The 11646-nt window shown below is 61.4% G+C and carries 9 protein-coding genes; 6 read left to right on the top strand and 3 right to left on the bottom strand.

The features are described 5' to 3' along the window. Window positions 1-126: 126 nt before the first annotated feature. From CR492_RS20655 to CR492_RS01270, 5 genes are all read left to right on the top strand, one after another. Complete coding sequence (locus CR492_RS20655; RefSeq protein WP_180982385.1) at window positions 127-819, top strand: hypothetical protein; 693 nt, start codon at window positions 127-129, stop codon at window positions 817-819. A 472-nt stretch (window positions 820-1291) separates the two neighbouring features. Further along, window positions 1292-2056: a heme ABC transporter permease gene (locus CR492_RS01285; RefSeq protein ID WP_102841893.1), complete on the top strand. Its 765-nt coding sequence runs from the start codon at window positions 1292-1294 to the stop codon at window positions 2054-2056. Continuing rightward, window positions 2053-2217, top strand: coding sequence for a heme exporter protein CcmD (ccmD, locus tag CR492_RS01280; protein ID WP_102841892.1), 165 nt, complete (start codon window positions 2053-2055; stop codon window positions 2215-2217). The genes CR492_RS01285 and ccmD overlap by 4 nt, the downstream gene beginning before the upstream one ends. Beyond that, complete coding sequence (locus CR492_RS01275; protein ID WP_102841891.1) at window positions 2214-2810, top strand: DsbE family thiol:disulfide interchange protein; 597 nt, start codon at window positions 2214-2216, stop codon at window positions 2808-2810. Before ccmD ends, CR492_RS01275 begins: the two co-directional genes overlap by 4 nt. Before the next feature lie 178 nt (window positions 2811-2988). Further along, a complete protein-coding gene (locus tag CR492_RS01270) occupies window positions 2989-3378 on the top strand; it encodes a PRC-barrel domain-containing protein (RefSeq protein ID WP_102841890.1) in 390 nt (129 codons plus the stop codon). Between the two features lie 136 nt (window positions 3379-3514). Here the strand turns inward: CR492_RS01270 and CR492_RS01265 are convergent, their stop codons facing one another. The 3 genes from CR492_RS01265 to ligA all read right to left on the bottom strand — a co-directional run bounded on the left by CR492_RS01265 (window position 3515) and on the right by ligA (window position 8591). Then, window positions 3515-5311, bottom strand: coding sequence for a sulfatase-like hydrolase/transferase (locus CR492_RS01265; RefSeq protein WP_102841889.1), 1797 nt, complete (start codon window positions 5309-5311; stop codon window positions 3515-3517). A 24-nt stretch (window positions 5312-5335) separates the two neighbouring features. Beyond that, entirely contained in the window at window positions 5336-6370 is a 1035-nt protein-coding gene (locus CR492_RS01260) for an amidohydrolase family protein (RefSeq protein ID WP_102841888.1), read from the bottom strand. Window positions 6371-6512: 142 nt separating this feature from the next. Further along, window positions 6513-8591 carry an NAD-dependent DNA ligase LigA gene (gene ligA / locus CR492_RS01255; protein ID WP_245411921.1) on the bottom strand — a complete coding sequence of 693 codons (2079 nt, stop codon included), beginning with the start codon at window positions 8589-8591 and terminating at the stop codon, window positions 6513-6515. Between the two features lie 860 nt (window positions 8592-9451). On the opposite strand from ligA, the gene CR492_RS01245 reads away from it, so the two are divergent. After that, window positions 9452-11644, top strand: a complete 2193-nt coding sequence (locus CR492_RS01245; protein WP_102841885.1) for a TonB-dependent siderophore receptor — start codon at window positions 9452-9454, stop codon at window positions 11642-11644. Window positions 11645-11646 lie beyond the last annotated feature (2 nt).

The raw sequence follows: 11646 nt of genomic DNA, 5'->3' as shown, positions 1-11646 counted from the left end.
CCAGACCGCGCAGCATTCGTCCGCTCATTGACAATTTTAGTCTTTGATTTTGCAGAGCCTTCAGGTCTCAAGCGCATCAATCCGGAGCACCTTGCTCCAAATTGCTCTGTCTTGAGGGTTTTAACCATGAATCGCAGTCTCAACGCCGGCGCAATCCTATTGTCCCTCGCGCTGTCTCTCGGCGCGGCGACATCCGTCGACGCTTTTGAGGGCAGCTTTCACGGCGGCGGCAGAGGCGGCGGGTTTGGCGGCGCGGGCGGCGCAGGCGGGTTCGGCGGAGCTGGCCGCTCAGGCTGCTTCAATGGGGGAGCCGCGGGCGCCGAAGGCGGCGGCTTCCGGGCGGGCGGCGCCGAAAGCGGCGAATATCACGCCGGCGCCGCCGTTGGCGGCTCAGGCGGACAGGCTGGCGGCGCCGGCGGCGGGCGTCGGGACGCCTGGCAGGCCGGCGAGGAGACCGCAGCCAGCATCATTGGCGCCGACGCCGTCCTGGGCGGCGGCGCGACGGGGCCCTATTACAACGGAGCGGGAACGACCTATGGCCAACCCTACAGCGGCGGCGCGGGGGCTGCGGTCGGCGGCGGCTATTATTCCGGTCCCGGCGGCGAGGGATGGAGCTCCAGCTCGGGCGCCGCGGCGGCCGGCGGAAGCTGGAGCGGCGGCGCGGCCTATGGCGCTGGCGCCGAGGGCGGCGAGCGCCATGCCGAAGGCGGCTTCGCGGATCACCGCGGCGCCGGCGGCTTCGGCGATGGCCGCGGCGACGGCGAATTTGGCGACGCCGAGGGACGCGGCGGGGCCGGTGGATTTGGAGGGCGCCGCTAGGCAGTCATTTAATTTCGTTGATCGCCGTCGGTCCGCTTTCCATTGGCGCTTGGCGTCGATGCTTTGAAGGGGCTGAAACCGCCCGACCGCCCAGCGCGCCCGCAAAAAATAAGAATTTGAGGCGGTCAACGTTGACGCCTAGGAGCCCTCATTCCTGACGCCTCCGTCGAGCCGCCTCAAATCCTCGTCGTCGCAAAGCGATGCGACGGATTGGACTCTAGCGTGATGGATGCGCGGCGATCTTCCATGAAGTTCCGCTCCTTATAATGATTTGGATATTTTCATAAGCCGCAGCCATTTCAAAGCTGCGCTCAAGGTAGCGCTTTCCCCCTCCACGAAAATCGAGGCGAGCCGCGCGGGAACAGCCCGCCGAAGGCCGGCAATTGCGTTTCGAGAGAGGGCGGAATAGAGAGTTCCTCGCGATCGTCCGGGATGGCTAATCCGCCTGATCGCGCCAGTGCGATGGAAAGACATGCGGAATTACGCCAATCCGACAAACTTCCTGGCGGCGGCCCGCGTCGCGACGCCGATACTCGCCACGCTGACGGGCGCGCTTTTGGGTGTTGGCCTTTATCTCGCATGGTTCGTCGCGCCGGCCGATTATCAGCAGGGCGAAACCGTCCGCATCATGTATCTGCATGTGCCTGCCGCCTGGCTGTCGATGTTCATCTATGTGACGATGACCTTCGCCGCGCTTGGCAGTCTGGTCTGGCGCCATCCGCTCGCCGACGCGGCGCAAAAGGCCGCGGCGCCGCTCGGCGCGGGCTTCACTTTTCTTTGTCTCGTCACCGGCTCGCTGTGGGGCAAGCCGATGTGGGGCGCCTGGTGGGTCTGGGACGCGCGGCTGACCTCCGTGCTCGTGCTGTTCCTGATCTATCTCGCCCTTGTCGCGCTCTGGCGCACGATCGAGGATCCCGGCAAGGCGGCGCGGGCGGCGGCCATTTTCACCCTCGTCGGCGCGGTCAATATTCCGATCATCAAATTCTCGGTCGATTGGTGGAACACGCTGCACCAGCCGGCCTCCGTGTTCCGGCTCGGCGGGCCGGCGATCGCGGGCTCGATGCTTTGGCCGCTGCTCGTCATGGCGCTGGCGTTCACTCTGCTGTTTTTGACGCTGCATATCATGGCGATCCGCAATGAAATTTTGCGCCGGCGCCTGCGGCGGCTGTCCATCCAGACGGCGGACGCCGATCGCAGCGAATTTTCCGCGCCCGCCTCGCTCGGGACGGCGCGATGACGCAGGACCCGCATTTCCTCTACATCGTCGCAGCCTACGCCCTCGGCTTTGTCGTCATCGGCGCGATGATCCTGTCCATCCTCATCGATTATGCCAGTTTGAAGCGGGCGCTGGCGCGCTTTCCTCAGCGCGCTAACGATCCCGAGCGTCCCGCGCAATGACGTCGACCGATCATCCCACGGTCGCGCCCAGGAAACGGCGCTCATGGCTGGTGTTCCTGCCGCTGCTTTTGTTCGCCGCGCTCACCGGGCTGTTCTTGCTGCGGCTGTTTGCAGGCGACGCCTCGCGCCTGCCCTCTGCCCTTGTCGGACGGCAGGTTCCAGCCTTCGCCCTGCCCGGCGTCCAGGGCCTTCCCCGCGCCGACGGCTTTAGCGACGCCGATCTGCGGCAGGGGCATGTCACCGTCCTCAATGTGTTCGCCTCCTGGTGCGTGCCCTGCCGCGAAGAGCATCCGGTGCTGACGCGCATCGCCGACAATGCGGCGCTGAAGGATCAGGGCGTGCGCCTCGTCGGCCTCGCCTATAAGGACGCGCCGGACAATGTCCGGACTTTTCTTGGCAAGCTCGGCAATCCTTACGCGACGATCGGCGCCGACGAGAAAGGCCGCACGGCGATCGACCTCGGCGTCTATGGCGTTCCGGAAACTTTTGTGATCAAGGGCGACGGAACCGTGGCCTATCGGTTTGTCGGCCCGATTTCGGAGGCCGATGTCGCCAAGACTCTGCTTCCGGAAATTGAGAAGGCGGGGCGGTAAACCGCCCCGCCTCGCGCATTGTCGGCGCAAGCGCAGACTATTCGTTTGCATGCGCTCAAGCCGCGAAGATAGGCAGCGGGCCTGCAAAAAAACTTCCGAACACGCTAGAGCGCGGCGCGAACGATTTCGTCGCGCGTCCGTTCGCCTTCCATCGAACGACCAACAAGATGGAGGCAATATGGGACAGTTTGACACGCCGCGGACCGATCTCGCCGAGTCGGAAACGGCCAGTTTGATCGCAGCCAGCAAAGTCAACGGCACGAATGTCTACAATTCAGCCGGCGACTCCCTGGGATCTATCCATGACGTCATGATCGACAAGCAATCCGGAAGGGTAGCCTACGCCGTAATGTCTTTTGGCGGCTTCCTCGGCATCGGCGAGGATTATCATCCCCTTCCCTGGAACGTTCTTCATTATGACGAACAGATGGGCGGCTACGTCGTCAATGTCGCCGCAGAGCGTCTGAAGGAAGGCCCGGCGTTTGCGGCAAATGAGTCGCCCGACTGGTCGACCGGCTACGGAAAGCGGGTTGACGACTACTACGGGTCGGGACAGGCGATTATGTAGCCTGCGGCGCATACTGCGCTCTGCAGTGCGAAACGGTCCGCGCCACGCGCGCGGGCCGAATTTCTCCGCGCTTGACCCGTTTTAGCCGCTCCGGCGGCTTGAGCCCGCGCCGGCCAAACCATCAAATGGCTGGTCCCTACCGCTCGCTGGCGCTCGGGAAACGCCACTTGCCGTCCCGCAATGGCAAGAAGGCGCCCTCGTCCGCGCCAACTTCTTCCGCGATCCGGGCGTTGAGCTTTTCATTCATCGCCATAATCAAATCGGCGTTGGTCTTCGGGTTCGCCGCCAGATTATTGACCTCTTCTTCGTCCTCCTGAAGATCATAGAGTTCGAGGTCGTTTTTAGCGAAAAGATCCTCAAGACGCGCCGGCGTGTTGAAAGCCAACGGCGAGAAATAGCGGCTAAAGCGGTAGCGCCCGTCGAAGACGCTGCGGATCGCGCAGCGATTGTGGAAATCCGGCTCCTCTTTCAACAGCGTCGCGATTTTTTGCGCCATCGGCATGTCCGAGCGCTTCAAAAAAACGTCCATTTTGAGAGCCCATTTCGCATCCTGAAACGACAGCATGTTGTAATTGTACAGTGACCCCGGCCGCAGGGACTCGAAGCCCGCCTTCTCCGGCGCGGTCAAGAGCTTCGAGAAATCGCGGCCGACAAGACCCGCGCCCGCCGTTCCAAGGCTCGCCGCGCCGGCGCCGGTCAAAGCCATCAGCGTCGGCGTCAAATCGACCTGCGAGGTCACAGCCTTGCAGGTCCGCCCGCCCGGATAGGCGGGATGGACGATCATCAATGGCAAATGGTTCTGTTGCCTGTAGGCGGAATTGCCCTTGCCGCGCATCTGATGATTGCCGCCGAGTTCGCCATGATCCGCGGTGAACACGATGATCGTGTTCTTGTCCATGCCGTTGGCTTTGAGTGAATCAAGGACGCGGACCACCTGCTGATCGCAGTCGCGGATGCAGTTGTAGTAATAGTTTCGCAGCAGCCGCCAGCGGCGATCTTCGTCCGGCCATGCGCCAACCAGAACGTCCTGGACTTCCTGATAGATTTTCTGCGCGGGCGGGCGCCCCGGCGCATCGAACGCCTGGCCTCTCGTCGCCGGCAAGGGCGTATCCCACTCCGCCTGATAGATTGCGTCGGCGGGCGGCCGGGCGATCGACATCGCCGTGTTCTTGCTCTGAACGGTTTCGCCGGGGAGATCTGAATTGACATACATGACGTCATGCGGATTGACGAAATTGACCGCAAGATACCAGGGCTTGCCCGCCTCCCTCAGCTCTTCGCCCTTGGTGCGCAGCCAGCGCGTGACGAAAGCCGAGGTGGTGTCGTCAAAATTATAGCCGCCAAGCGTCGTGTCGTTGATATCTCCGACGCCGAAGAAATCCTTGAAACCGTAGCTCTCGATGATCTCCCTGTATTTGCTGAACGGCGCGTCGATGGCGTGCTTGGCCTGATCGAGATTGACGCTAAGGTGCCATTTGCCCTGATAGGTCGCATAATAGCCAAGCTCGCTCATGCGATGACCGATGGTCTTCACCGCCGTCGACATATCCGCCTGCCACAGCGAATTGGCGTTGTCGAAAATGCCCGTGTGCTGAATATGCAGTCCAGTGTAGATCGTCGACCGTGCCGGCGAGCAGACGCAGGACGCCGCCTGATGATTGGCGAAGGTGACGCCGTTCGTCTTGATCCATTCCCGGCCGGGAACGGGCATCGGCCAGTCCTCGAAGAAATGCTCCTGATCGACCAGTATGAACAGAATATTGTAGCCGCCCGGGGGCGAGTCCGGCGCGACGAGAGGCAAGGCAGACGTCTCAACCACCGGCGCGTCAGCGCTGGCGGCGCCGGGCAGAAGATTGGCGCCGATCAGGCCGGCGCCAGACGCGACGACAGCGCGCCGTGACGGATTGCGGCTGCGATCGGACTTTTCTGTCACGCGGATCTCCCATGATCTTTCATATCACGCGGTGATCGCGCCTAGATTGTCTTCCGAGACCCAACCGGCTCGCTGGCACGCAGGACCGAGTTTGAACAGCCGCATCGCATTCAGGCGTCCGATTTTCTGGCGGTCTTCTTCGCTGATCGCACAATGATCGAACCATTCAACCGCCTGGTCCGTCCGCTCATAGGGATAGTCGATCGCAAACATCACGCGATCGGCGCCGACTTCCGTGATGACGTTCAACAAACTCGGCGTATGAAAATTGCCGCTGGTGGTGATGTAGAAATTATCCTTGAGATATTGCGCGACCGGCTTTTGAAGCCTTCTTCCGAACGAAGCGTAGTCGAAGCGATTCTGAAAACGCCACATCATGGGAACAAGGCCTTCGCCAAGATGGCCAATGACGACCGTCAGCTTGGGGAACCGATCGAACAGCCCGCTTGTGATCAGCCGCAGCGCGTGGGTCGCTGTTTCGACTCCAAAGGCCCAGGCTGGGCCAAGGAGCTCCTTGTGGCCGTCATAGATCATCTGCTGCGAGTCGAGCGGACTGCGCGGGTGCAGGTAGAATGGAACCCCGAGATCATCGACCCGCTCCCAGAACGGCAGAAACTTGCGCAGATCATAATATTCGCCGGTATCGCGATCGCCGACATTGCTGAAGCCATTCGCAAGCGCGCCGACAAAACCCAGCTGCCTGACCGCGCGTTCGAGTTCATCCGCCGCAGCTTTCGGGTCCTGAAGCGCGACGGCGGCAAAGCCCGCAAAGCGCGTCGGATGTCTGGCGACAAAGCGCTCCGCGAGTTCATCATTGGCGCGGCTGGCGATCCTCGTCGCCTTGTCGCGATCAGGCTCCATCTGGACGCCGTCCGCGGTCAACGACACGAGCTGAATTTCGACGCCATGCGCGTCCATGTCCGCAAGCCGATAGTTCTCGACGTCGGTCAGACCGTCATCGATCCTTTTCTGGACTTCGGGCCTCACCCCGAGCGCCGGCAGATAGGCCTTCGCGTCTTCCGACACGAAATGCTCCTCGAGTGCAATTTTTCCGATCATGGATGGGGTTAGTCGCCAAAAGTGAGGAAGATTCGACTGCGATGATAAGCCGCGGACGCAGCTTGTCGAGACAATCGCGAACCGGCGTGCGCCGGCGCGGCTTTTCCCAAATGGGTTGCACAAGCCCTCGTCGAGTTCGGACCTACGCCCGCCCCACCAGCTTCAGCCAGTCCTCTTCGCTGATCGTCTCCACCCCAAGCTCCGCCGCCTTGGCGAGTTTGGATCCCGCCCCCGGTCCGGCCACCACGAGGTCGGTCTTCTTCGACACGGAGGCGGCGACCTTGGCGCCCAACCGCTCCGCCATGGCCTTGGCCTCGTCGCGCGTCATGCGCTCCAGCGCGCCGGTGAACACCACCGTCTTGCCGGCGACGGGGGTGTCGAAGACGATCTCCTCCATCGGCTGCGGGATCACATGGGCGAGCAGCGCGTCGAGCGCTTCCTCATTGTGCGGCTCGGCGAAAAAATCCGCGACCGCCTCGGCGACGACTTCGCCGACCCCTTCGATATTGTTGATTTCCGCGCGGGCCTCGGACCCCGGGGCAGCCGCCCGGCCGGTCTCGCGCAGCGCGGCGAAGGAGCCGAAATGGCGCGCGAGGCGGCGCGCATTGGTCTCGCCAACATGGCGGATGCCGAGCGCAAAGATGAAGCGGTTCAGCGGCGGCGCGCGGCGCTGCTCGATCGCGCGGAACAGATTGCGGGTCGAGGTCTCGCCATAGCCCTCGCGGTCCTTGAGTTTCTTGAGCGAGGCTTTGTCGCGCGCTTCGAGCGTGAAAATATCGGCAGGCTTCGTAATCAGCCCGTCGTGATAAAACTGCTCGATCTGCTTGTCGCCCAGTCCTTCGATATCGAGCGCATTGCGCGAGGCGAAATGTTTCAGGCGCTCGACTGCCTGCGCCGCGCAAATGAGGCCGCCGGTGCAGCGGCGCACGACGTCGGCGACGCCGGTTTTTTCGTCGATCTCGCGGATCGCGGCCGAGCCGCAGATCGGACAATGATCGGGAAACACATAAGGCTTCGCCGCGGCCGGGCGCTTATCCAGGACGACGCCGAGCACCTGCGGAATGACGTCGCCGGCGCGCTGGATCTTCACTGTATCGCCGATGCGCACATCCTTGCGCGCGATCTCGTCCTCATTGTGCAGCGTCGCGTTGGCGACCGTGACGCCGCCGACGGTCACGGGATCGAGCCGCGCCACCGGCGTCAGCGCGCCGGTGCGGCCGACCTGGATTTCAATGTCGCGCAAAATGGTGGTCGCCTGTTCGGCCGGGAATTTATGCGCAACGGCCCAGCGCGGCGAGCGCGACACAAAGCCAAGCCGCTCCTGAAGCACAACAGAATCAACCTTGTAGACCACGCCGTCGATGTCATAGCCGAGCGCGGCGCGCCTCTCCTCGATCGAGCGATATTTGGCGATGAGCTCTTCGGCCGAATGGCAAAGAACCATCAGCGGATTGACCGGCAGCCCGTAGGATTTGAACGCCGCGACCATGCCCATTTGCGTGTCGGCTGGCGGACGGGGAAGAATTTCGCCCCAGGCATAGGCAAAGAAATGCAGCGGCCGGCCTTTGGTGATGTTTGGATCGAGTTGGCGCAGCGAACCCGCCGCGGCGTTGCGCGGATTGGCGAACAGCGTTTTGCCGGCCTCGGCCTGACGCGCATTGAGCGCGGCGAAATCGGCGTGGGTCATATAGACTTCGCCGCGCACTTCGAGGACTTCGGGCGGCTCCCCCTTGAGGCGTGCGGGAATCTCGGCGATGGTCCGCACATTGGCAGCAACATCCTCGCCCTCAAAGCCGTCGCCGCGCGTCGCCGCCTGAACCAATTGGCCCTTCTCGAAGCGCAGCGAGCAAGAAAGCCCGTCGATTTTCGGCTCGGCGGTGATCGCCAGGGGCGCCTCAGCGGGGAGGCCAAGAAAGCGCCGGACGCGCGCGACAAAATCCTCGACTTCCTCCTCGCTGAACACATTGCCGAGCGAGAGCATCGGGACCTTGTGACGGACCTTCGCGAATTTTTCCGAAGGCGCGGCGCCGACTTTTTTGGTGAGCGAATCCGGGCTCGCGAGTTCAGGAAAGGCGCTCTCAAGCTCGCCGTAGCGGAGGCGCAGCCGATCATATTCCGCGTCCGAAATCGTCGGCGCGTCCTCGCGATAATAGCGCGCGTCATGCGCCGCAATCTCGGCGCCGAGCCGCGTATGTTCGCGCTTAGCCTGCGCGAGCGTCATCGCCGATGGGGGCTTTGCGAGTTTCATCGCGGCAGAATTAGCATGAGGCGCGCTGCAGTGGGAAACGGAACCGTGGGACTTTATCTTATAATGGCATCTCAAATTGACGGCCCGCTATCGGCGCGCTGGACTAAGTGGCCGATGAACCGACCGGGTAGAGAAAGACAGACGCCGTTCAGCGCTGTTGCTTAACATTGAAGCGTAACCGAATAGCCACACAAGCCGGAAGTCTTACAGAGGAATAAGCTGAAATTTGCGTATCCTGCCGCCCATATTGCACTCTAACAAATTGGAATAATACGTGTTTATGGCCCCGGATCGAGCCGACGGAAAGCAAGCGCGGATCTCGCGTCAAGCTTCAGCCACACGACAGTTGAGGCAGGATATGCAATCCTGACGTTAAGGTGCAGCGCGTTCAAGAAACACGAGACTATGAGGCGGTTCAAGCCAGGAAAATCGACTTGGCGTAGGGTGGTCAGTGTTTCCATTGCGCAGCTGATCGTCCTGCAGGCGCTTCTCCTCGGCGTCATCGCCGGAAGCATGGCGTTTGAGGACGCATTGACGTCGTTTCCGATCTGCCGCGGAATTGAATCATCCCCCGCTGGCGTCCCGGACAACTCTCGAATTTTTCACCACCATTCGGCCTGCGTCTTCTGCGCGCTGGCCTCGCTTGCGCCGCTCTTTCCGGGCGATTTCTCGATCAATTTCCCAACGGCGATTCATAGCCGAAAGCCGAGTTTCATCGCGTCGGGCGTATCAATCGCCGAACGTCGCGAGCCCCGTTCGTCACAAGGCCCCCCGAGAACGGCAACCGTCTGACCTCACAGCCGATTGCAGTCTTTATCTCGTGGGAGATTTCCATGTCTCATGCGCTCCGCATGCTATGCGCGGCATCCGCAACTTTTGCTTCCATTCCCTCGGCCAGCTATGCGCAGTCCGACACCTTGCCGACCGTCATCGTGCAGCCAGCCGAGACTGGCGCCGACAGCCAGAACGTCGCCGGGCCTCCGGTCGAACAGACAACGGCCGGCCCGGTCCAGGGCTATCGCGCGCTGACAGCCGAGAGCGCCACCCGCACAAACACGCCAATCAACGAAATCCCTCAATCCATCCAGGTCATTCCCCGATCGCTTATTGACGATCAGGACAGCCTTTCGGTGACGGAGGCGCTTCGAAACGTCAGCGGCGTCGTCGGCACCAATGTGCTGCAGACGCCGGCGTTTAACTCCACCTATATCAGGGGCTTTCCCGCCGATCACTGGGTTGACGGGTTGACCACTTTCTACAATGGCGGCGACCGTGACTCTCTCGTCAATGTCGAACGCATCGAAGTGCTGAAGGGGCCAAACGCCATTCTTTATGGCGGCGGCGCCGGTGCCCCCCTCGGAGGCGTGGTCAATCTCGTCTCCAAGCTTCCCACCGATAAGGCCTTCGCCGAAATGGGTATGAGCTTCGGCAGTTTCACCTTTCTGCAGCCCTACTTCGACATCAATACGCCGATCACCCAGGACGGAACCGTCTTGTTCCGCATAACCGGAGAATATACTTCTGCGAACTCTTTCATCGATGTGATCGAGACGAATCGCTATTCGTTCAATCCGACGCTGACCTTCACCAACAAGTCGGATACGACCCTCACGCTGCAGGGACGCGTCACGAGCTGGGAGCAGCAGGAATATCAGGGCCTGCCCGCCACGGGCACGGTGACAGGGCCTTTCAGGCTGAATCCGGATCTGTTTGCCGGCCCCTCGGATATTCCGAAGTCCTATTCGCGAGTCCAAAGCGTCACAGCCAATTTCGATCACAGCTTTAACGAAGTCTGGTCCACGAATGTCCAGGCCCGGGTCAGCAACACTGAATTCAAGGAGCTGGCGCAGAATTTTACAAGCGGGTTCGATTTTGCCGGCAACTCGCCGGCTTTGCCCGTCGCCTACTGGAATATAATGAACATGGCGCTCTACCAGCAGCAGAAAGAAGTCACGCTGGCGGCAAGCTCACTGTTGAAATTCAACGTCGGGCCGACTGAAAACAAACTGCTGCTTGGCGCCGATTACAGCCGCGTGACGGACACGGGCTATATGTACGGCGATCTCAACGACATTTTCACGCTGGGCTACGTGAATCTGCTCAATCCCGCGTTTCCATCTTTTGTCGAGCCGGGGCCGGGCGTCAATAACGCCAATCTGATCGCGGGCGGCGACAATACCTATCTTACGGCTGGCGGCTATGCGCAGCTTCAGACGACAGCATGGGAGCGCATCCATCTGCTTGGCGGACTGCGGGTGGCAAATCTTCAGATCGAGAACGGATCGACTACGTCCCGGACTTTACAGAATGCCGACGCCAGCGCCATTCTTCCGCGCGCTGGAGCGGTGATCGACATTGTCGGCGGCTTTTCCGTCTTCGCCAGCTATAGCCAGGGCCTCAAGGGCAATCCGTTCACTATTTATGTCGGCGCTCCGACGCCAGAGCGGTCCGAGCAGGTCGAGGCAGGCGCCAAATTCGATCTAGGCTACGGCTTTACCGGCTCGGCCGCCGTGTTCGATATCAACCGCACCGGCGTGCCGGTTTTCACCGGCGTCGCCTATGAGGGCATCGGAAAACAGCGTTCCCGCGGCGTTGAAACAGACCTTCTGTGGCAGCCAGACAGCCACTGGAAAGTGCTGGCCAATTATTCCTACATCAACGCCATCCTTTTGAACGACATTCCCGGCACAGCCCCGGCGGGAAGCACGCTCAATATCGTGCCGCCCCATTCAGGTCGTCTCTGGGTCAATTATAGCTTCGATGGTCCGCTTCAAGGCTGGAGCCTCGGGGCCGGCGTCTATGCCGCATCGGGCGCCTATGTCGACCTTGCCAATCTGTACCGGACCAACGCCTATTTCACCGTCGACGCCACTCTCAGCTATCAGAAAGATAATTTTGCAGCGTCCGTCACGGTCAAGAACCTGACCGGCGAGCAATATTATGTGCCGTATAATTACTATGGCGGCCGCGTCGCGACGGGCGACGCCAGGGGCGTTTACGGCAAGGTCTCATGGAAGTTCAAATGAGG

The sequence above is a fragment of the Methylocella silvestris genome, from assembly GCF_002891535.1.
In the GTDB taxonomy this organism is placed as follows: Bacteria; Pseudomonadota; Alphaproteobacteria; order Rhizobiales; family Beijerinckiaceae; genus Methylocapsa; species Methylocapsa silvestris_A.
The sequence above is the reverse complement of the archived record's forward strand: the minus strand, read 5'-3'. Positions and strand labels throughout refer to the sequence as shown.

Excerpts from the sequence above, each read along its gene's own strand:
- ligA (WP_245411921.1), bottom strand. The coding sequence starts at position 8,591 with ATGACGCTCGCGCAGGCTAAGCGCGAACATACGCGGCTCGGCGCCGAG.
- ccmD (WP_102841892.1), top strand. The coding sequence starts at position 2,053 with ATGACGCAGGACCCGCATTTCCTCTACATCGTCGCAGCCTACGCCCTC.
- CR492_RS01275 (WP_102841891.1), top strand. The coding sequence starts at position 2,214 with ATGACGTCGACCGATCATCCCACGGTCGCGCCCAGGAAACGGCGCTCA.
- CR492_RS01245 (WP_102841885.1), top strand. The coding sequence starts at position 9,452 with ATGTCTCATGCGCTCCGCATGCTATGCGCGGCATCCGCAACTTTTGCT.
- CR492_RS01260 (WP_102841888.1), bottom strand. The coding sequence starts at position 6,370 with ATGATCGGAAAAATTGCACTCGAGGAGCATTTCGTGTCGGAAGACGCG.
- CR492_RS01270 (WP_102841890.1), top strand. The coding sequence starts at position 2,989 with ATGGGACAGTTTGACACGCCGCGGACCGATCTCGCCGAGTCGGAAACG.
- CR492_RS01285 (WP_102841893.1), top strand. The coding sequence starts at position 1,292 with ATGCGGAATTACGCCAATCCGACAAACTTCCTGGCGGCGGCCCGCGTC.
- CR492_RS20655 (WP_180982385.1), top strand. The coding sequence starts at position 127 with ATGAATCGCAGTCTCAACGCCGGCGCAATCCTATTGTCCCTCGCGCTG.